This window comes from Lujinxingia litoralis (assembly GCF_003260125.1).
GTDB classification, from domain to species: domain Bacteria; phylum Myxococcota_A; class Bradymonadia; order Bradymonadales; family Bradymonadaceae; genus Lujinxingia; species Lujinxingia litoralis.
In genome coordinates this window covers 440,039-460,750 of record NZ_QHKO01000004.1, presented here as the reverse complement: position 1 = coordinate 460,750, position 20,712 = coordinate 440,039, and the positions used below count along the sequence as shown (strand labels likewise).

General features: G+C 64.4%; 18 protein-coding genes. 10 read left to right on the top strand and 8 right to left on the bottom strand.

Annotated elements, in window-relative coordinates:
- Nucleotides 1-57: 57 nt before the first annotated feature.
- Nucleotides 58-1,614 (top strand): OmpA family protein, encoded by a 1,557-nt coding sequence (locus DL240_RS11470; protein WP_158542503.1) that lies wholly within the window; start codon nucleotides 58-60, stop codon nucleotides 1,612-1,614.
- A gap of 68 nt (nucleotides 1,615-1,682) precedes the next feature.
- Complete coding sequence (locus DL240_RS11465) at nucleotides 1,683-3,968, top strand: sialidase family protein (protein WP_146618256.1); 2,286 nt, start codon at nucleotides 1,683-1,685, stop codon at nucleotides 3,966-3,968.
- 4 nt (nucleotides 3,969-3,972) lie between these two features.
- On the opposite strand, the gene DL240_RS11460 is transcribed toward DL240_RS11465, so the two are convergent.
- From DL240_RS11460 to rplU, 6 genes are all read right to left on the bottom strand, one after another.
- On the bottom strand, nucleotides 3,973-4,758 hold the full coding sequence (locus tag DL240_RS11460) for a hypothetical protein (protein WP_111730029.1): 786 nt from the start codon (nucleotides 4,756-4,758) through the stop codon (nucleotides 3,973-3,975).
- Nucleotides 4,755-5,300: a c-type cytochrome domain-containing protein gene (locus DL240_RS11455; RefSeq protein WP_111730028.1), complete on the bottom strand. Its 546-nt coding sequence runs from the start codon at nucleotides 5,298-5,300 to the stop codon at nucleotides 4,755-4,757. The genes DL240_RS11460 and DL240_RS11455 overlap by 4 nt, the downstream gene beginning before the upstream one ends.
- Nucleotides 5,301-5,398: 98 nt before the next feature.
- Entirely contained in the window at nucleotides 5,399-5,629 is a 231-nt protein-coding gene (locus DL240_RS11450) for a hypothetical protein (RefSeq protein WP_111730027.1), read from the bottom strand.
- The gene (gene obgE / locus DL240_RS11445; protein ID WP_111730026.1) at nucleotides 5,626-6,675 is read right to left on the bottom strand and encodes a GTPase ObgE; all 1,050 of its coding nucleotides are present in this window, start codon (nucleotides 6,673-6,675) and stop codon (nucleotides 5,626-5,628) included. The genes DL240_RS11450 and obgE overlap by 4 nt, the downstream gene beginning before the upstream one ends.
- Nucleotides 6,676-6,778: 103 nt before the next feature.
- Nucleotides 6,779-7,051 carry a 50S ribosomal protein L27 gene (rpmA, locus tag DL240_RS11440; protein WP_111730025.1) on the bottom strand — a complete coding sequence of 91 codons (273 nt, stop codon included), beginning with the start codon at nucleotides 7,049-7,051 and terminating at the stop codon, nucleotides 6,779-6,781.
- 54 nt (nucleotides 7,052-7,105) lie between these two features.
- The gene (gene rplU, locus DL240_RS11435; RefSeq protein WP_111730024.1) at nucleotides 7,106-7,426 is read right to left on the bottom strand and encodes a 50S ribosomal protein L21; all 321 of its coding nucleotides are present in this window, start codon (nucleotides 7,424-7,426) and stop codon (nucleotides 7,106-7,108) included.
- A 460-nt stretch (nucleotides 7,427-7,886) separates the two neighbouring features.
- Between rplU and DL240_RS11430 the strand changes: the two genes are divergently transcribed.
- From DL240_RS11430 to DL240_RS20730, 7 genes are all read left to right on the top strand, one after another.
- Nucleotides 7,887-8,546: a TrmH family RNA methyltransferase gene (locus DL240_RS11430; protein ID WP_199589799.1), complete on the top strand. Its 660-nt coding sequence runs from the start codon at nucleotides 7,887-7,889 to the stop codon at nucleotides 8,544-8,546.
- A 181-nt stretch (nucleotides 8,547-8,727) separates the two neighbouring features.
- Entirely contained in the window at nucleotides 8,728-12,183 is a 3,456-nt protein-coding gene (locus tag DL240_RS11425; RefSeq protein ID WP_146618255.1) for a beta-ketoacyl synthase N-terminal-like domain-containing protein, read from the top strand.
- Nucleotides 12,183-12,932: a 3-oxoacyl-ACP reductase FabG gene (gene fabG, locus DL240_RS11420; protein WP_111730022.1), complete on the top strand. Its 750-nt coding sequence runs from the start codon at nucleotides 12,183-12,185 to the stop codon at nucleotides 12,930-12,932. Before DL240_RS11425 ends, fabG begins: the two co-directional genes overlap by 1 nt.
- A gap of 75 nt (nucleotides 12,933-13,007) precedes the next feature.
- Nucleotides 13,008-13,823, top strand: a complete 816-nt coding sequence (locus tag DL240_RS11415; RefSeq protein WP_158542502.1) for an SDR family oxidoreductase — start codon at nucleotides 13,008-13,010, stop codon at nucleotides 13,821-13,823.
- 54 nt (nucleotides 13,824-13,877) lie between these two features.
- A complete protein-coding gene (locus DL240_RS11410) occupies nucleotides 13,878-14,120 on the top strand; it encodes a phosphopantetheine-binding protein (protein ID WP_111730020.1) in 243 nt (80 codons plus the stop codon).
- A 118-nt stretch (nucleotides 14,121-14,238) separates the two neighbouring features.
- Complete coding sequence (locus tag DL240_RS11405) at nucleotides 14,239-15,513, top strand: aminotransferase class I/II-fold pyridoxal phosphate-dependent enzyme (protein WP_111730019.1); 1,275 nt, start codon at nucleotides 14,239-14,241, stop codon at nucleotides 15,511-15,513.
- 101 nt (nucleotides 15,514-15,614) lie between these two features.
- Nucleotides 15,615-16,175, top strand: coding sequence for a 3-hydroxyacyl-ACP dehydratase FabZ family protein (locus tag DL240_RS20730; RefSeq protein ID WP_111730018.1), 561 nt, complete (start codon nucleotides 15,615-15,617; stop codon nucleotides 16,173-16,175).
- A gap of 115 nt (nucleotides 16,176-16,290) precedes the next feature.
- Here DL240_RS20730 and dbpA read toward each other — a convergent pair whose 3' ends face one another.
- Together dbpA and DL240_RS19635 are read right to left on the bottom strand one after the other, a co-directional pair.
- Nucleotides 16,291-17,646 (bottom strand): ATP-dependent RNA helicase DbpA, encoded by a 1,356-nt coding sequence (gene dbpA, locus DL240_RS11395; protein ID WP_347342256.1) that lies wholly within the window; start codon nucleotides 17,644-17,646, stop codon nucleotides 16,291-16,293.
- 898 nt (nucleotides 17,647-18,544) lie between these two features.
- On the bottom strand, nucleotides 18,545-18,751 hold the full coding sequence (locus tag DL240_RS19635; protein ID WP_146618254.1) for a hypothetical protein: 207 nt from the start codon (nucleotides 18,749-18,751) through the stop codon (nucleotides 18,545-18,547).
- 288 nt (nucleotides 18,752-19,039) lie between these two features.
- Between DL240_RS19635 and DL240_RS11385 the strand changes: the two genes are divergently transcribed.
- The gene (locus tag DL240_RS11385) at nucleotides 19,040-20,398 is read left to right on the top strand and encodes a serpin family protein (protein ID WP_111730015.1); all 1,359 of its coding nucleotides are present in this window, start codon (nucleotides 19,040-19,042) and stop codon (nucleotides 20,396-20,398) included.
- Nucleotides 20,399-20,712: the final 314 nt, after the last annotated feature.

Here is a 20,712-nt window from a genome sequence, read left to right as displayed (position 1 = left end):
AAGTCGTGGTAGCGTTGCGTTTTCTCTTTGATGTGTGTTGGTGTGGGAGGTTTGCGCATGAATAAGCGCTGGGCAGGGTGGGGGCTTCTGGTGGGAGCCATGATGAGTGCGGCACCGGCTGTGGCGCAGGATGCGCCAGAGCTACCGCCGTTGCAGGTGCAGCGCTTTCGTCCCGCGCCTGGCGTGGGTGACTATCTGGGAGTGTTCGGCACCGCCGTCGCTCCCCACCTGGGATGGCAGGTTGGCGGATACTTTAACTACGCCGATGATCCGGTGCAGATCGCTGCGCTCAACTCGCCGGAGCGTCGCACCGTGGCGTATCAGGCCCAGCTCGATCTGATGGGGAGCGTGGGGCTCTGGGATCGTGCCGAGATCGGGCTTGTGTTGCCCTGGACGGTGCTGCAGCGCGGCGAGGAGTTGCAGCCGCTTTTGCCCCCGGGGTCGTCCAGCAGTAGCGACCTGACGCGCAGCGCGCTCAATGACTGGCGAGTCACCGCCAAGTATCAGATTCTGGGGCTTGACCGATCGAAGGTGGGGTTGGCGCTCATCGGTGCGCTTTCGATTCCGATGGGCGACGAGCAGGCGCTCTCCGGCGATGGGGGCGTGGGGGCCGAGGGGCTGCTCGCTGCCGATTATGTGGTCTTCGATGCGATTCGTCTGGGGGCTAACCTGGGGTTTCGATATCGCCCCGGTCAGCGCGTGATTCGTCAGAACGTCATCGGCAACGAGATCCTCTGGGGATTCGCGGCGCATGCTCCCTTCCTGACCGAAAACCTGGATATTCTGGCCGAGGTGAACGGCGCTGTGGGCGTGGCCCACAAGGTGGCGCCGCTGAGTGGCATCGCCTCTGGCGAGGTTCCGGCCGAGATTAAAGGCGCTCTTCGCTACCGCGTGGCGGAGGGGTGGACGGTGACCGGAGGCCTGGGGGCCGGATTAAGCGAGGGCATCGGCTCGCCCAACTGGCGCGCGTTTCTGGGGCTGGGGGGCCAGTGGGTGACCGGGGGATGGTGGGAGGTGGACTACGCCAGCCCCACGTTCCTAGCCGAGATCGATCCCTGCGATCCGGACTATCTCAACCAGCGTGGACGCCGGTTGCGCCTGGAGCGCGAAGATTGTCCTGAGCTTGAGCCGCAGCCCGATCCCGAAGAAGCCACCGCGCTGCTCGACAAGCCGGTGGAGCCCCGGCGAACCCCGCCGCGGCCGGCTCCGGAGCCCGAGCCTCCGCGTAGCAAGCCCGAGCGTGCGGTGGTGCGCCAGGGGGCGATCATTATCACCGAGCAGGTGAACTTCGAGACGGGTAGCGCCACCATTGTCCAGGAGAGCTACGGCATTCTTGATGACGTTGCCGACCTGATGGTGCGTATTCCTGCCATTGAGCTGGTGCGGGTCGAAGGCCATACCGATAGCGTGGGTCGCGCCGATCGAAACCTGGCGCTGAGTCAGGCGCGAGCTGACTCGGTGAAGAGTTATCTGGTGAGCAAGGGCGTGGATGCCGGTCGCCTTGAGGCGGTGGGTTATGGGCAGTCGAGACCGGTCGCCGACAATAAGAATGCCGAAGGGCGAGCGCTCAACCGCAGGGTGGAGTTCAACATCCTGGAGATGGCGCCTCAATGAGGTTGACGCGTAGGAGAAGGGCGGGGCGGCTCGCTGATGGCGGGCCCTCCCCGGGCGTGGGGATCTTGGTGTCGTTGGCGATAGGTCTCTGTGCCACGCTCTCCGTCGGTACGCTGGGAGGTTGCACCACCGAACAAACCCGTGTGCCTCTGTCTGAGGTCAGCGCGCCCGAGGGGGGCGCGGTCGCTACGGTACTGCGGCTGGGAGAAGGGGACGACGCGCAGATGGTGGCGGTGGGCACGCGTTCGCTCTTTGTGCGTGGAGCTCAGGAGCCCGGCTGGAGCGAGTTTCAGGGGCGCTGGCCTTCACGTCTTCAGGGCGCCGGTCAGGCACTTTTTGATGGGGTCTGGGCCGGGCGCGCGCGTGGGCAGTTTCAGGCCAGCAATTACATCGCGTCGGTCGACGACCTGATCTGGTTGGTCGCGGTGCCTTCGGCGAATCAACACACGCGTCTGCTGTACAGCCGGGACAAGGGGCGCAGCTGGCTCAATGCTCCGCTGCCTTCCGGGCTCCTGGAAGAGCTTCGCGTGGCTCGGGCGGACACGGCGCCCCGGCTGCGCCTGCTTAGCCCGGATGATGGCAACCTTTATCTGACCCAGGGCAAAAGTCTGTGGCGGTGGGCACCGGAGAGCCCCGGTGACATCAGCGCTCGGGGATGGCAACGCATCAGTCTGGCCGGCGTCGAACTCAAAGGGGAAGAGCGTGCGCGCGGGCAACACCTGCCTGCGACGCTTCGCAACTACCTGCCGGCGACCGAGGATCGCTCTTACGAGCTGTTGACCGTGTTGCGTGATCGTTTGCTCGTGTATCGACGAGTGGCCGACGCCGACGAATGGATGCTTATCAGCAGCGTCGCGGCGATCGATCGTGCGCTGGCGACCTCGCCGGATCAGGAGGTGATCTACCTGCTGGATCGCGCGCGTCTCTACCGCAACATCGGACTCAACGAGCTCTGGGAGCCGGTCGAGGTGGTGCGCCACTCCCTGGAACCCGAAGGCAACAGCACGCTCTTGATGGTGCCGGCTGCCGATGATGCACGTGCGGGGGCCTACACGCTGCTGATCGGCGGTGATAGCGGCACTATCTGGCGAAGTGGTGATGGTGGAGTGAGTTGGGCGGAGGCCAAGCCCCGCGATCCCGATGGACGCAGTATCACCGGTCTGGCTCAGGGACTGGAGCCCGGGGAGGTGTGGGCGTCGAGTGATGGTCAGGGGGTGTGGCGCTCGCTGGACGAAGGTAAGAGTTGGGTCAGCCTGAATCAGGGGCTCAAGGGCGCTAGCATTTACGCGGTGGAGTTTGACGCTCGCGGGCAGCTGCTGCTTGGCACCGATGCCGGGCTCTTTCGGAGCCTTCCCGGGTTCGAGAGCGAGAGCTGGCAGCAGATTCATGATCGGGCGACCAGTGCGATTCTGGTCAATGAGAGCAGCGATCAGCTGATCAGCGGCACCTTTGGTGGAAGCGTGCTGATGCACGATCTCAACGGACAGGTCCGAAGTTCAGAGGCCGCGCCGCTGGGACAGGCCAATGACGTGAACTTTCGTCCGGTGCATCTCGAAGGCGTGGCGCTACCCCGGGCGGCGATTCTGGCTTTGGCCGCGCGTCCGGGCGGTCAGCAGTTGTACGCCTGGTCGCATCAGCATGGCCCGCTGCTCTCCAATGACGGAGGGGAGTCCTGGCGGAGCGCACGTCTGGGGCAGGCGTTTCGCAGCGCGCTGGAAGGATCGGTGATCTCGGAGGTCGTTCCCGAGCAGGAAGGGCGCATCTTTTTGGTCTCCCGTCCGCTGGGGCCGAACCGCCCTACACAGCTGTGGCGCTCCAGCGACGGTGGCGAGACCTGGCAGTCGTCGTACTCGTATATGGAGAACGAGCAGGAGTCTCCGCTGCGCCTGGCAAGGCTTCCCTGGCGGGAGGTGACCGAGCTGGTCATGACCCACGGCGGCCGTGTGGCGTTGAGCCGCGATCATGCTCAGAGCTGGACGACGATTCCCGGGCCCTGGTCCGCCGGTGAGATTACCGGGGTGGGGTTTGATCGCGAGGAGATGCTGCTCGTCACCGATCTTCCGCACGCCAGCGAGCTCATCCGGGTGAGGCGGCCTGATGAGGCCGGTGCCACAGTGGTACGCCATCCGCTGGTCTGGCCGCCGCAGGCTTCGCTTCGGGCCGATCGCCCGGTCGATATGCATGTCCGGCAGCGGCGTCTGGTGCTCAACGAAAGTGGGCGCGTCTATGTCGGAGAGGTTCCCCGGCGCCGCACCAATCTGCCCGAGAGCATGGGGGTCTTGGTCACCGTCACGTTGGTGATCTTGCTGACCTCGTTGAGCTTTGCGTTCTTAAAGACCCGGCGCTACCGCTGACCACTTAGCGGCTCCAGCCGACCATCACAGCCATCTGCTGGTTCACGTCCAGCGAAAGGCCCCGCTCTCCGGTGTTGAGCGGGAGGTAGGTGACCATGCGCTGGTGGGTCAACGCCAGCTCTACGGTGATGCCGGCGTCGGTAGCCCGCCATCCCGCGCTCAGCGCGGCGCGGCCGCCAAAGCTGTTATGATCCGGGGTGGTCGCTGACTGGTTGTAGGCGACCACGGGCAGGGCGGTGAGGTGGACGCCGCCATAGAAGTCGGTACCAAAGGGGACTCGAAGCACCAGATCTACCGGGACAGCGAGATACTGTTGGCCGGTGTATTCGGTGTTGGCCGTTACAGTGGTGCCATCAAGGCTAAAGCCCGTGCCCAGGGTGACCTGGAAGGGACCCAAGGGGCGGGTCAGCCCCAGGGTGGCCTGTGTGCTAAAGCGTTGGGAACTCAGACCATCGGGGGCATCAAAGGATCGCCCCTGGGAGGTCCCCCGGAAGTAAGTGCCCTGGAGGCGGAGTTCCAGGGCGGCGTTCAGGCTGGCGGGGCGCCACAGGACCTGGCGCAGGTCGAGCGTGGCACCAGGCCAGGCGCTCACGCGGTGATCGAGGCCGGGTGGGGTCAGAGACATGAAGCGCTGGCCCAGCGCCACACCCACAGCCACCGAGGTCGACTGCACCTCGGGTGGTGAGGCCGCCACCGGAGCGCTGGCGAACGAAGCGCCCAGCACACCGATGAGCGCAGCCCCCAGCGCCGCGGTGCGCCCTGGCCCTGATGGTGACCCCGCCTTGATCATTGGTAGTTCGCCCCGTCGTTGATCCAGGTCGTGATGAGATCGACCTGTTCTTCGGTCAGCGGCGGCAGGGGCGGCGAGGGCATCACAATGTCGATGTCGTCGCTGGTGATCACGGTGACCAGGTAGCTGGCCTGAGCGTCGCCGGGCACGATCAACTTCGCGCCGGTGGTTGACTCATACTCGGCGAAGACCTCGGCGATGCGCGCATAGCTCAAGTTTGATTCGCTGGCGCCAAAGAGCAGGTCGGTGTCGCCCGGGCTGGAGCCGTGGCAGGTGGCGACGGCGCAGGTGGTACGGACGATTTCGGCGATCTGAACAAAGTCGGGATCGAAGTCCTCGCCGACATCGGTATCGGCATCCGGTTGGGCGTCGGCATCTTCCTGGTCGACGTCGGGACCGGCGTCTTCAATAAGGTCGGTGTCGGGCTCGTCATCCACGGGCTCTGGTGGGCAACCGGTCATCAGAGCCAGTGATGCGATGGCGATCAGGGGGAGGGCGAGCGCTCGGATGGGCGCGGCGGTGCGAGCGGGCGTTGCGATCATGCTTTAAGCTCCGGTGATGTGGCTCAAAGGGGTTCGCTTCCAGAGTTCGCTAATGGTGGAACCCGTCCACGATACTTCAAGCCCGAGCGCGGCGCGAGTCAGGTTTGCGCGCTCCCCTCACCGGATTCCTGACCGACCACCGCTACCCCCTCCGCCGGGGGATCCCCGGCGCTCGCCTGTGCTCGCCGGGCCTCCATGGCCTTGCGGCGAGCCAGGCGCTTGCGACGATCTTTGGCCTCGACCTCGGCCGCTCGTCGCCCCAGGAAGAATCCCGCGAGCATGCCGACGGCGATCATGATCGGGATGTAGAAGATGTGTGCCGTGGTCATTTCTCCCAGTCCTCCAGTTCTTCGCCGAACCCGCCCTGGGCGATCGCCTCGCCAAGGCGGTCTTTTAGCTCATCGAGGTGAAGGGCTGCGGCGGCCGAGATCGCGATAAAGGGCAGGCCCAGCGTGTCTTCAAAGTGGGCGCGTAGCTCTTCTTCACGTTCGGCGACGTATGGCAGATCGATCTTGTTGAGCACCACCATCTGCGGGCGGTTCAAGAGCTCAGGGTTGAACTTCTCCAGCTCGCGCACGATCACCTCGTAGTCGCCGATGGGGTCGCGCCCGTCGGGCTGCCCTTCGAGCTGCGGCGTGACCTCAAGCACGTGCACCAGGAGGTTGGTACGCTCGACGTGGCGCAAAAACTGAATGCCCAGACCCTGGCCGCTGTGGGCGCCTTCGATAAGGCCGGGGATATCCGCAACCACAAACTCGCGTAGGTTCTTCCACTTCACCACGCCCAGGTTGGGGACGATGGTGGTGAAGGGGTAGTCGGCGATCTTGGGTCGCGCCGAGGAGATCATCGAGATGATCGTGGACTTGCCCACCGAGGGAAAGCCCACCAGTCCCACGTCGGCGATGAGCTTGAGCTCCAGGCGAAGCATGCGCTCCTCCCCGGGGAAGCCGGGGGTGTGGCGACGCGGCGCGCGGTTGGTGGAGGTGGCAAAGCGGGCGTTGCCCTGGCCGCCGTCTCCCCCCCGGGCCACCACCACTTCCTGGCCATCGCGCATCAGGTCGGCCAGGAGTTCACCGGTGCCGGCGTCGTGGATCAACGTGCCGACGGGCACGTCAATGATGGCGTCCTCGCCATTGCGCCCGGTCTTGTTGTCGCCGCCTCCGGGGCGACCATCCTCGGAGCGCACCATGCGGCGGTGGCGGTAGTCGGCCAGGGTGTTGGCGTTGTGGGTTGCGCGCACGATCACCGAGCCACCACGGCCGCCATCGCCCCCGGTGGGGCCGCCGCGCGGCACATATTTCTCGCGGCGAAATGCCAGGGCGCCATCGCCCCCGCGCCCGGCCTTGACCTCGACCTTTGCTTCATCGACGAACATGCTTTTCCCGAAATCTACAGGTGGATAAAACAAAACGCCCCCGGCATCCCGGTAAGACCAGGCGTCAGGGGCGTTTCAAAGACACACCGCGATGCGCGCTGCCTTATTCGGCGGCCGCTTCGTCGATGGGGTACACCGAGACAAACTTACGCTTGCCGGCGCGGGTCTCGAACTTCACCACACCGTCGGTGGTGGCGAAGAGGGTGTAATCGCGGCCCAGACCGACGTTACGCCCCGGGTGAAACTTGGTGCCCAGCTGGCGCACGATGATGTTGCCGGCGACGACCTGCTCACCACCGAACTTCTTAACACCACGGCGTTGCGCGTTGGAGTCGCGACCGTTACGCGAACTACCTTGACCTTTTTTATGAGCCATGACGAACTCCTTTAAGCCTTGAAGGGCCGGGGGGGAAAGGGCGCTTAAGGCACCTTAGCCGGCGTTAACTTCTTTGATCTTGATGCGAGTAAAGGGCTGACGATGGCCGCGCTTGACGCGGTAGCCCTTGCGACGCTTCTTCTTGAAGACGATGACCTTGCGGGCACGCCCGTGGCCCACAACGACGTCGGCCACCACGGTGGCGCCTTCGACCAGCGGGGCACCCAGGGTGATGTCGTCACCTTCGCCCACGGCCAGAACCTGGTCGAAGGTGATGGTGCCGCCCTTTTCGGCGTCGGCAATTTTCTCGATGTTGAACTCGTCGCCCGGCTTGACGCGGTACTGCTTACCGCCCGTACGGATCACAGCGTGCATGATTCGCTCCTGCTTAGTGTATTTTTTTCAGTGGAGGCCCGCTGAAGTCCAATGATTGGCCATCATGCGTGGTGGACGGGCGACTCCTGATGACAGTCTCTTTACAAGCTCACACAAGGTATAGCGAGCGCGCCGTATCGCGATAAGGAGCGGGGCGCACCCAAACGTGCCCACAAAAAATGGGTACGCAGAGGGACTGCAAGGCATACACATGCCAGGGGGGCGCGTCAAGTCGACGCTATGAAAGCGTGAGTTTTAGCGCCGGGCGATCCTCGTCGCGATCGTTGGCACGGTGGCGGCCCTGATCTAAGGTGCGCCCCTGCGGGCATCCGGCCTGTGGGGCGATGCGCACGACGCACGCACGATCCATGAAAGGCACGAAACGCGAGGCCAGCACGTGTTTGGGTATAACGATCCGATCGAGGTGGGAGCGCTCCTGGGGATGACCGAGGAGCTTAGGATGACGTCGCAGGAGATCCTCGATCTGCTCGCTCCGCATATCTCGGAGCGACGCCGCGAGCGCATCGATCAGGTGGTGACGACTCGCTGCAAGTCGATCGTACCAGTGCTCGACGGTATTTTTGATACCGGCAATATCGCCGCGGTTCTGCGTACCGCGGAGGGCCTCGGGGCGCTGAACGCGCATATCATCGACACCCAGCCGGTAAAGAAGGTCTCTGCTCGGGTGACCCAGGGGGCCGATAAGTGGCTGGATCTGACGACCTGGAAAGATCCAACGGCCTGCGTCACGCACCTTCAGTCGCAGGGGTTTCAGGTGGTGGCCACGCATCTGGAGGCGGCAGTGCCGCTGGAGACCATCGATTTTACCCGGCCCACGGCGCTGGTGCTGGGCAATGAACGTGACGGTGTCTGCGAGGAGGTCGCCGCAGCGGCCGATCACCGCTGCATCATTCCGATGCGGGGCTTTGTACAGAGCTTCAACATCTCGGTGGCTGGTGCGCTCTCCATGTACGAGGCGACACGCCAGCGTCAGGATAAGCTGGGCAAGGTCGGTGATCTGAGCGCCCGTGAGATGCAGATCTTGAAGGCCGTCTACTACCTGCGAGCTGTCAACCAGGGCGAGCGTCTGGTGACCCGTCTGTTGGGCCTTCAGGCGTGAGTCGAGGCGTTGCCGAAGCTAAGTAATGGAACTCTAAGGACTTCCGACCGGTTGGTCGGTCTTTTTCTCTTCTTGAAACTCGTGCGTCCCTCTGGCTAAAGGGAGGCGCTTGCCGGGACAGCCCCCCCTGTGGGGTGAGCTGTGTCCCCCCGAGTCCCGGCGCGATTTTCAAGGAGTTGATGTGTCAAAGCAGGACCGTTCCAACACTCTGGTCGACACGTTGCGTGAGCGCGTGGCGTCGCAGGGCGATAAGATCGCCTATATTTTTCTGGAAGATGGGGAGCGCGAAGGTGGGCGGCTGAGTTTTGCCGACCTGGACCGGCGCGCGCGCGCCATTGGGGCGCATTTGCAGGAGACGATGGCGCCCGGGGAGCGCGCGTTGATCCTGTATCCGCCCTCGCTGGATTATATCGCGGCCTTCTTTGGCTGCCTCTACGCCGGAGTGATCGCGGTGCCGGCGTATCCGCCGGATCCCACGCGCCTGCAACGCACGCTGCCCCGACTTCAGGCGATCGTCGACGACGCGCGGGCGACCGTCGCGTTGACCACGGAACCGATTGCCCAGATGGCCGAGTTTCTCGCGATGGAATCGCCCGGGCTCGCGACGCTGCGCTGGGTGGCCACCGACGTGATCGACGACGAGTTGGCGGCCCGCTGGCAGCCGCCGACCATCGATGCCGAGACCCTGGCCTTTTTGCAGTACACCTCCGGGTCGACGGGCAACCCCAAGGGGGTGATGCTCGACCACCGCACCCTGCTTAAGAACGAAGCGCTCATTGAGATCGGGTATCAGGCGGCGGCCGATGATGTGATCGTGAGCTGGCTGCCGCTCTATCACGACATGGGCTTGATCGGGGGTGTGATCCTGCCGGTCTATAAAGGCTGCACCAGTGTGGTGATGTCGCCGCTGGACTTTCTCAAAAAGCCCCAGCGCTGGCTGGAGGCCTTCTCGAAGTACCGGGGCACGCTGTCAGCGGCGCCGAACTTTGCCTTTGATCTCTGCGTGCGTCGGGTCTCTGAGGAGGTGCTCCAGGGGCTGGATCTCTCGTGCTGGGAGGTGGCGTGCAACGGCGCGGAACCGGTGCGCATGAGCACGGTCGAGCGCTTTGCCGACTACTTCGCTCCGGCGGGCTTCCAGCGCGCTGCCTTTTCGCCCTCGTACGGTCTGGCCGAGGTCGGGCTGCTGGTGTCTACGCCGGAGCGGATGGTCGAGCCGGTGGAGGTGGAGATCGAGGGGGTGATGTGGCCGAGCTGCGGTCAGCCGGTGGGCGACTTCGAAGTGAAGATCGTCAACCCCGACACCCTCCAAGCCTGCGAGGATGGTCAGGTCGGCGAAATCTGGCTCGCCGGCGGTAGCGTTGCCCGCGGGTATTGGGAGCGGCCGGAGGTGAATCAGGAGGTGTTTGGGGCGCGTCTTCGGGGTGAGGAGCAGGCGTACCTGCGTACCGGTGACCTGGGCGCGCTGAAAGACGGGGAGCTGGTGGTAACCGGCCGTCTAAAAGACCTGGTGGTGATCCGTGGGGTGAACCATTACCCCCAGGATCTGGAGGCGACCGTCGAAGGTGTGGATCCGGGGCTGCGTGCCGGTTGTGGCGCGGCCTTTGCGCTGAGCACCGAGGGTGAAGAACGCCTGGTGGTCGTGCACGAGATTGATAAGGGGGCCGTCGATCGTGCCGATGAGATCATCGCGTCGGTGCGTCGGGCGCTGGTGAAGGGGCATGAGGTAAACCCCTTTGATGTGGTGCTGATCAAAGCCCGCACGATCGAGAAGACGTCCAGTGGCAAGATCCAGCGCCGGGCCACTCGTAACGCGTATGAGCACGGTACGCTGGACGTCATCGCCAGCGCTCAACGGGGCGCGGAGGTTGGCGATGCAGGCAGCGGCTCGGCGACGCCGAGCGATCGCGCAGTCGAGGCGCTGAAGCCGGCGAAACCCGTGGGTGATGTGGCGTTGTGGTTGCGGGATCGCGTGGCTCAGGAGGCCGGTGTGGCTCCTGCGGCGGTGAGCCTGCGCGCGCCCTTTGCCAACTACGGGCTCGGCTCGGCCGAGGCCGTGGGACTGGTCGGTGAGTTGGAGGAGCGCTTTGGTGTGACCCTCTCGGCGACCACGCTTTATGATTTTCCGACGATTGCCGAGCTGGCTCGTCATGTGGAAGGGGCGGGTGAGGGGCCTCCTGCGCCCGCGGGCGAAGCGTCTGAGACGCGTGGCGCGCGCCGGGAGGCAGATGCGTTGGAAGGGGCGGTGGCGATTGTGGGGATGGCCTGTCGCTTCCCGAAGGCCGAGGGTGTGGAGGCCTTCTGGCAGATGCTGCACGGTGGTGAGTGCGGAATCAGCGAGGTGCCCGGCTGGCGATGGCGCAAAGAGGACTATCTGGAGTCGAGCGCGCCGGGATACGACGTGATGGTCAGTGCCCGGGGCGGGTTTGTTGAGGGCCTTGACCACTTTGACGCGTCTTTCTTCGGGATTTCGCCGCGGGAGGCCCGGGCGATGGACCCACAGCAGCGGCTGGTGATGGAGGTGGCCTGGCATGCGCTCGAAGATGCGGGGCTCAGCGCCGAGCGCCTGGCGAGAAGTCGCACCGGGGTGTTTATCGGGCAGAGCGGCAGCGATTTTGCGCGCCTCTATCAGGGGGCGGCGGTGCGTGCCGGCACCGGTCTGTCGGCCAGCATCACGGCCAATCGCCTCTCCTACGCCTGGGATTTGCGGGGGCCGAGTCAGGTGGTCGATACGGCCTGCTCCTCGAGTCTGGTGGCGCTGGACCAGGCGGTCTTGAACCTGCGGGCGGGCCGTTGCGATCAGGCAGTGGTGGGCGGGGTCAATGCGATCCTGGACCCGCAGGTGTCGGTGGCCTTCTCGCAGGCCGGGATGCTCTCTCCGGAGGGGCTCTGCAAGACCTTTGACGAAGGGGCCAACGGATATGTGCGTGGGGAAGGGTGCGGGGTGGTTGTGGTCAAGCGTCTTGAAGACGCGTTGGCCGCTGGCGATCGCATCTGGGCGGTGGTTCGGGGCACGGCGGTCAATCAAGACGGTCAGACCAACGGACTGACCGCGCCTAACGGACGCTCGCAACAGGCGGTGATCGAAGAGGCCTGGGCGGACGCCGGTCTGGAACGCGGCGCGGTCGATTACGTGGAGGCTCACGGGACCGGCACGGAGCTGGGTGATGCGATCGAGGCGCAGAGCCTGCAGAAGGTCTTCGGGGTCGGACGGGCGGAAGAGGCGTCGAAGGTGGCGCTGGGCTCGGTGAAGACCAACGTGGGGCATCTGGAGGCCGCCGCGGGCATGGCCGGGTTGATCAAGGTGGCGCTGATGCTCTCTCAGAAGACGCTGGTGCCGCATCTGAACTTTGAGCGTCCGAGCGCGGCCAGTGAATTGGTCGGCAGTGCGCTGGAAGTGGTCGACTCCGCCCGGAGCTGGGAAGGGCAGCATGGGCAGGCGTTGCGCGCCGGGCTCAGTGGCTTTGGGTTTGGCGGGACGAACGCCCATGTGGTGCTGGAGTCGGCGCCGGAGCAGGCCCGTCGCGGCGCGGTGGCACAGCCCGGGCTTCGCGTGTATGAGCGCAAGCGCTTCTGGCCGAAGGAAGGTCAGATGCTTCATCGCGGCGTGGATTCGTGTGGCCCTAAAGGAGGTGAGTGATGCATTCCCCCCAACGTGTGTTGATCACCGGAGGTACCCGGGGATTGGGCCTGGCCATGGCCCGGCGTATGGCCCGCGAGGGCTGGTCGCTGGCGCTGACCTACCGGGCGAACGATGAGGCTGCCGACAACGCGGTGGCCGAGCTCGAAGCGCTGGAAGGCGGCGGGTGTATCAAGGCGCTGAAGCTCGATGTTCGCGAGAGTGCTCAGGTTGAAGACGCGCTCTATGAGGTGATCGACGCGCTCAACGGCCTGGATGTGGTGGTGAACAACGCCGGGGTGATGCGCAATCAGGCGCTGGCGATGATGAGCGATGAGGCCTGGCAGGAGGTGCTTGATACCAACCTGAGCGGGCCCTTTTATGTTGCACGTGCGGCGTTGATGCACTTTATGGGGCAGCGCTACGGTCGCATCGTCAATGTCTCCTCGATCGCTCAGGAGGGCGCCAGCGGTCAGGCCAATTACGCAGCGAGCAAAGCGGGACTTGTCGCCTTGACCAAAAGCCTGGCGAAGGAGTACGGCCCCCGCGGCATCACGGCCAACGTGGTGGTGCCCGGGCTGATCGCGACGGAAATGACCCGGGAGCTGGATGCGCGGGTTCAGGCGCACTGGCAGGAGCATTGTCCGGTGGGCCGGGTGGGCAGCGCCGAGGAGGTTGCCGAGGCCGTGTGGTTTTTGAGCCAGCGGAGTTCGGGTTTTATCAATGGCGCGACGCTGCATGTCAGTGGCGGGCTCGACGTGGCCCCCTGAGATTCAGGCGGCGCTCCTGTGGGGAGCGCGCTTTTTATGAAGACGGACAACGCCTGCGGGCGTTGAGGAGTGGTTGTGATTTCGATCGATCTGAGCGGCAAGGTGGCCCTGATTACCGGTGGCACCAAGGGGATTGGCCTGGGAAGCGCGCTGAAACTCGGAGAAGCGGGCGCCCGGTGTGTGCTCACCTACCGCTGGGGTTCGGCCGATGAGGCCGAGCTCTTTGAGCGCTTTGAGGCCGTGGGTGCTCCGCGCCCCCTGTTGGTGGGGGCAGACGTGGCCAATGACGAGGACATCGAGGCGCTGATGGACGCCATTGGCGAGTCTCACGAAGGGGTGGATTTCTTCGTGAGCAACGTGGCCTTTGCGGCGCGAACGCCCACGCTGGCGAGCTACAAGAAGCGCTCGCTCTTTAAGAGCCTGGAGTACAGCACCTGGCCGCTGGTGAGTCATGTGGAGGCGATTCATAAGCGCTTTGGTCGCTATCCGGCCTATGTGTTGGGCATCTCCAGCGACGGAGCCGATCGCTCTTACCCGGGGTATGACTTTGTGGCGGCGTCCAAGAGCGTGCTCGAGGTGTTTGCGCGCTATATGGGGTCGCATCTGCGGGAGGAGGGCACTCGGGTCAACGTGCTGCGCTTTGGTATGGTCGCGACCGAGAGCTTTGAGGCGATGTTCGGCGAGGAGTTCTGGACCTTTTTGGAAGGGGAGGGCATTAAGCGCTCGGATCTGCTGAGCCCTGAGGAGTGCGGGGAGGCGGTGCTGGCGATGTGCAGCGGACTTTTTGACGCGATGCAGAGCCAGGTCATCACCCTGGATCGAGCCATGGCCTTTGAAGACAACATGATGCGGCGCTTTGAGCGCTGGAAGGTCGCGAAGACCTCAGCGTAACACCTGCATCATATAAATCAGTTAAGAAACCACGAGTTAAGAGGAGTAGACGTCATGAGCAAAGACGACATTATCGCGATCATTCTCAAGCACCTTGAAGATAACCTGGACGACATCGACATCTCGACGGTGTCGCCGGAGACGTCGATGCGGGACTACGGCGCCAACAGCCTGGATATGATTGAAGTGGTGAGCGCGACGATGCGCGAGCTGAAGATTCGGGTGCCCCGCTCGGACCTGGCGGAGATCGAGACGATCGACCAGCTGGCGGCGAAGTTTCTGGAACATGTGGAGTGAGGCAAGGCTCGTCGGGGGGGGAGTTGCCTCAAGGGTGTAGAACCTTTTTTAAAGACGTATCGGCCGGCCCGGAAGAGGGACGGTCATCGTGCGCGCTTCTGGCGCCGCGGGAGCTCTTATGAAGCCTGAAGATATTTTGAAGTTTAGCCTGGCTGACTTTACCTACAACGACAGCGAGGCGGTGCTCAGCCCCCCCGGGGATTTCGATACCTGGATTCAGGATCCGCGGGTGGGTCTGGCGATGAGCTTCTTTGAGCAGCCGCTGCATAAGAGCCCGCGTCCGCGCACGGAGCTCAGTGGTGGGCACCTGGGGGAGCGTCGTCCGGTGATCAACCTGACGTCGTACAACTATCTGGGGCTCTCGACCCATCCGGAGGTGGTTCAGGCGGCGGCGCAGGCGCTGATGCATTACGGGGTGGGTGCGTCGGGGGCGGCGATGCTCTCGGGGACCTTTGATCAGCACGTGAAGCTCTCGGAGGAGCTGGCGGCGTTTAAGGGGCAGGATGCGTGCATGCTCTTCTCCAGTGGTTACGGGGGTAACCTGGGCGCGATTCAGGGGCTGATGCAGAAGGGCGACGTGCTGGTGATCGACAGCAAGTGCCATCGCAGCGTGGTGGACGGCGCGACGCTCTCGGGTGCGAAGATGGTGAGCTTTGCGCATAACGATGCGGCCTCGCTCGACGAGACGTTGTCCCGCTACCAGGGCAAGCGGCGTCTGGTGGTGGTGGAGGGCGTGTACTCAATGGACGGGGACACCGCGGATCTGCCGGCGTTGCTCGACGTATGCGACGCGCATGATGTGCCGCTGTACCTGGACGAGGCGCACTCCTCGCTGGTGTATGGCGAGAGTGGTCGGGGGCTCGGGGAGCACTTCGGTGTGGAGGATCGTATCGGGGTCCATTTTGGCACACTGAGCAAGGCCTTTGGTGGTGTGGGGGGCTTTGTGTGCGGCGAGGAGTCGATCATTCGCTATTTGAAGTGCTACGCGGCGTCGTTCCAGTTTTCGTGTGCGTTGCCGCCGGCGATTGTGGCCGCGATGCGCAAGAGCCTGGAGGTGGCGACTCGGGACAATACGCTGCGCGAGAAGCTGTGGGCCAACGTGCGCCACTTCCGCAGCAACCTGGGAGCGATGGGGCTGGACCTTGGCGAGTCGACCTCTCAGGTGATTCCGATCATTGTGGGGTCGTCGGGGCAGCAGCTCATTGAGCTGGCGATGGCGGCTCAGGAGCGGGGGCTCTACCTGCAGCCGATCGACTTCCCGGCGGTGGAGTCGCATAGCCGTCGCTTCCGGATTTCGGTGTCGGCGCAGCTCACCGCGGAAGATATTGATGAGGCGTCCAACATCATCGAAGACGTGATCGCCAAACCGCTGGGGCTGGTGGGCGCGGCTTGAGTGTGTGAGAGGAGGCGGCCCCTGAGGGGCCGCTTTCTTTTTGATTACGGGGTGAGCTGTGGTTGGGGAGGAGGTGTCCCGGGGGGGATGAGGAGGTGGTGATGGGAGAAGAGACCTTTGATTTGAGTTCCGGGGGCGTGGAGAAGGTGCTGCGTCGCCTGCGGCGCAAGCCCTTGTTGGATGCGGCTGCCTGGCCGACAGGCGTGGCCGGCGTCGGGTCTGGGGAGCGGGGGGCAGTGGAGGGGCTCTTGCCTCACCGGGGCTCGATGCTTCTGGTCGATGAGCTGGTGGGGGTGGATCTGGAGCGACGTCTGGCGGTGGGACGTCGTCTGATTACCGAGGAGCACGTGGGGCTCGACGGGCATTTCCCCGGTGATCCGGTGCTGCCCGGGGTGCTTCTGGTGGAGATGATGGGGCAGGTGGGGCTGTGTCTCTACGGGCTGATGCTGCGCGCGGAGCTCCCCGGGGAGGCCGCGGCGCTGCAGGTGCGGGCCACCAAGGTGCTGGGCGCGCACTTTGTGAGAGAGGTGCGTCCCGGTCAGCGGGTCGATCTGGTGGTGCAGGCGACTCGCTTCGATACGATGCTTGGGGAGTGTGTGGCGCAGGCGCTGGTGGAGGGGCAGGTGGTCGGGGCGATGGCCGGGGAAGTCACGGTGTTTTGAACGCGTGCTCGGGGGGCCGGGGTGGAGCTTTTGGGGGCGGAGAGCCGCGGCTCCGGTCAGGAGAGCCGCGGCCCGGGCGCGCGATGTCAGGGTGGCGAGGTGTGGCCCGAGGGGGTTATTGGAGCATGAATGCGCGGAAGCGCCGGCCCTTGATCTGGCCGTTTTGAATCGCGCGGAGGGCGTCGCCAGCGAGTTCTCGTTGGAGGGCGACAAAGGCGATGCGGTCCTGGATGTGGATTCGTCCGATGGCGTCGCCGTGGATGCCGAAGTCTCGGGTGAGAGCGCCGACGATATCGCCGGCGCGCAGCTTGTCTTTGCGGCCGCCTTTGATGGCGATGGTTTTCATGGGGGCGGGTTCGGGAGGGGGGGCCGCAGGTGAGGGCCGGGGAGCGGGGATGTGGCGAGCGCCGGCGAGCTGGTCAGCAAGCAGGCGTTGTTTCTTGGTGTCTTTGGGGCCGACCAGGGTGATGGCCAGGCCTTTTTCGCCGGCGCGGCCGGTGCGGCCCACGCGGTGGGTAAAGGACTCGAGTTCGCGGGGGAGTTCGAAGTTGATGACGGCATCAAGCGCGTCGATATCGATGCCCCGGGCGGCGACGTTGGTGGCGACCAGGTGTCGCAGGCTGGTGTTGGACAGGCGCAGGAGCGTGGCGTCGCGGTCGCGTTGTTCCATGCCACCGTGGAGGGCTTCGGCGCTGTAGCCGGCGGCTTGCAGGCGAGCGACCACGGTCTGGCAGGTGTCGCGCTGATTGCAGAAGATGACCGATGAGGCGGGGCGCCAGCGTTCCAGTGCGCCCTGGAGGGCGTCGAGGCGGTCGGTGTGTTCGAGCTCGATGAGGATCTGTTCGATGTCGGGGGCCTCGGCCTGGCCGAGCACGGAGATCTGTCGGGGCTGGTGTTGAAAGCGTGAGCTTAGCTCGCGGATGGCTTCGGGGAAGGTGGCGGAGAAGAGCAGGGTCTGACGTTTGCGGGGGCAGGCCTGAGCGATGCTGGCGACGTCGTCGAGAAAACCCATATCGAGGAGGCGGTCGGCTTCATCGAAGACCAGGGTCTTGATCTGGGAGAGGTCGAGGGTCTGGCGCTGGAGGTGATCGAGGAGGCGTCCCGGGGTGCCGACCACGACATCAACGCCGTGTTCCAGGGCGCGGCGCTGGCTGGAGAATGGAGAGCCGCCGGCCACCGTAAGGATCTGCGTGTTGGGGAGCGCGCGGGCCAGTCGGCGAAGTTCGTCGGCGACCTGGCCGGCGAGCTCGCGGGTGGGGCAGATGACGAGGGCACCGGGGAGGGGGCTGGCCGGGGTGATCGTGGCCAGGAGGGCCAGACCAAAGGCAGCGGTCTTGCCGGTGCCGGTGCTGCCCAGGCCGATGATGTCGGCGCCGCGCAGGGTCTGAGGGAGGGTTGCGGCCTGAATAGCGGTCATCTGGTGGTAGCCGAGCTGGTCGAGGGTTTCGAGCCAGGCGGCGTCCAAGCCCAGGGAGGAGAAGGGCGGTGAAGGGAGGGTGGCGAGCCGGGAAGGATCGTCGGAGTGTCGGGGGGCGTTTTGATCGAAGGGGGAGTTGGACACGGGGGAGGGGCCTGGGGTGTGAGGAGGGAGGTCGGGAGGACTCGGCGGCACCATGAGGCCTGCGCGCGCCGGAGTCAAAGGCCGGAGGGCTGGCTAGCAGCGGTTGAGGAGCGGGAGCGTGAGGGAGCAGGGCGGTGGATGGGCTGGTGATCGATGGGCAGCGAGGGAACCCTGCACGGGCTGGCTGGCGAGGGCAGTGGCGAGCGCCATGCCGTGATCGGCGGGACGCTAGCGTGAGGGCGTGGGGGGAAGGTCGTGTTGGAGAGGAGGTCTGAAGCAGCTGGTCTGTGGAAAACCCTGCTCGACATGATTTTGGAGTGAGCGAGCGTGTGGAAAACCGTGTCGACCATGAGATCTGAGGCAGCTGGTCTGTGGAAAACCCTGGCCGACATGATTTTGGAGTGAGCGAGCGTGTGGAAAACCGTGTCGACCATGAGATCTGAGGCAGCTGGTCTGTGGAAAACCCTGGCCGACATGGTTTTTAAGTGGGGGAGCGGGGTGAATGTCGTGTTGGCCAAGAGATTCAGGTCAGTGGGCCGGTGAAAGCTCTCGGGCGACATGGTTTTCGGGGAGGCTTAGAGAAACGGGGATGTCGGTGAGTGCGTGATTGAGGCGGCGAGTGGCGGAGGAGGGAGGGAGTAAGTGGCGTTGATCGCGGGGGGAAGCGTGTCCCCCCAGGTCCGTCGACGTTGTCGTGGATTGCGGGTGAGAGCGACACGACGTGTTGCGAGCCAATGATTGATCCGATCTATGAGGGAGGCGCTGCGGTGGATGATGTGTGGTGGCGACGCACCAGCAAGCGTCGCTACTACAACGTGGCCTGGACGGTGGGTGGGAGGGGGAGGCGGGCGCGGCGGTGCGCATCGACGATGTCGATGGGGAGCACGTCGTTGAGGGGAGCCTTGATGACACCGGGAGTCTGGAGGTTCCTTTTATGCAGATGACGATTCGCCCGGCAGAGTGGGAAGAGGGCGCCGGCGAGGCAGTGGGGCAGTGGGGCAGGTGCGTGACCCATAGAAGATCGTGCACACCCCGCATCGCGTGCCGGTTGGCGGAGCGGTGCAGGAGGTGACAATGGATGCTCGGCGAGGCGCGCAATTTTGAAGGGAAACGCCCTCAGAATTCTGACATGAGGTGGCGATCGTGTTGGAGATCCATGAGCGTGATGTTGTGAAACGCGTTCTTTTGGTGGATGAAAGCGCCCTTCAGGGCGCTTTTTTTGCTCTGGCATAAGGGTTGCAAATGACGGCTGTGACACACCTAAACACGCGCCATGGAGGCGCCCTAACGATGAGGAACTCTTATGTTTCGAACTCTTCCCCGCCATCTTTTGAGCGCAGCGTTGACCCTGAGCCTGGCGGCCTGCGCGACGCAGGCCGACGAGTATCCCAATACCAATCCGGAGCCTCAGGGGCCTGGGGATGTGGTGCGCAGCGATCTCAGCCGGATCATCGCACCCGAGGTCGATGCTTCGGTTCAAGAGCAGCTCGCTGCCGACAACCGGGACTTCGCGTTCAACCTCTTCGGGCAGTTGCGCGAGGAGGGGGAGCCCGATGAAAACATCTTTGTGTCGCCGCACTCGATTTCGATCGCGCTGGCGATGACCTACGGGGGGGCCGAGGAGGCGACCAAGGCGCAGATGGCTGAGGCGTTGCGCTTCACGCTCCCGGATGAGGCGTTGCACCCGGCGTTCAATTATCTGGATCAGGAGTTGGCCAGCCGCGCGACGTATGAGCCGGCGGAGGAGCAGGGTGGAGAGCCGCTGGTGCTCCAGGTGATTAACCAGACCTGGGGGCAGCAGGGGTTTCACTTTGAGTCGGACTTTCTGGACCTGCTGGCGTTGCACTACGGCGCGGATATGCGGGTGGTCGACTTTGTGACGGCAGCCGAAGACATTCGTCAGGAGATCAACGAGTGGGTGGAGACGCAGACCGAGGAGCGCATTCAGGATCTGCTGCCGTCCGGGGTGCTCAGCAGCGATACGCGGATGGTGTTGGTCAACGCGATCTACTTTTATGGCAGCTGGCTCCAGGCGTTTGACGAGTCGCAGACCAACGATGCGGCGTTTACGCTGCTCGACGGCAGCGAGGTGCAGGTGCCGATGATGAAGCAGCAGGCCGAGTTCGGGTATTATGAGGATGACACGACGGTGGCGGCGTCGCTTCCCTATGTGGGGGAAGAAGCGTCGATGATCGTGTGGATGCCTGCTGATGCCGAGGCGGACTTTGGGGCATGGGAGGAAGGGATGACCCGGGAGTCGTTCGATGTGATCGCGCAGGGGGTTCGGGGATCGCAGGAGGTCGAGGTGACGTTGCCCCGCTTTGAGAGCGAGGGGGACTACGCGTTGGTCGAGACGTTGAAGGCGCTGGGGATGGAAGATGCGTTCGACTTCTGCGCGGCGGACTTCGGAGGCATGACCGGTGCGGATCCCTGCATTCAGGGAGAGTCGCTCTACATCTCGGAGATCTTGCATAAGAGTTTTGTGAGCGTGGATGAGAAGGGGACCGAAGCGGCTGCGGCGACGGCGGTGATCATGGATACCGAAACCTCGGTGCCCGCGGAGCCGGCGAGCGTGCGCTTTGATCGTCCCTTCTATTACGCGGTGTATGACCAGGGAACCGGTACGCTGCTCTTTATGGGACGCATGCTCGACCCGAGCTGAGTCGCCTCCCCCTCACCCGGTGCTCGCCCCCTCCAGGGGCTTTGCACCGGGGGTGTGAATCGCTCGCCGGGCCGGTGTTGTAGAAGGCCTCGGCGAGTTTTTTTGTGTGGGGGTATAGAGCGCGCCGGGCTCTGGGGGACGGGGGGAAGGAACTGCTACGGGGGCGGGTGGCAGGGGGGGGAGGAATGATGCGCCTTTGGACTCGCTCTACGCGAGGGCTGTGGCGTGGGGAGCGCCGTCGGTGCATCAGATGTGTGGGTGTCGGGCGGGGGAGGCGATGCCCATCCCCTGTGAGGCGGTTCTTTGGGGGGGGC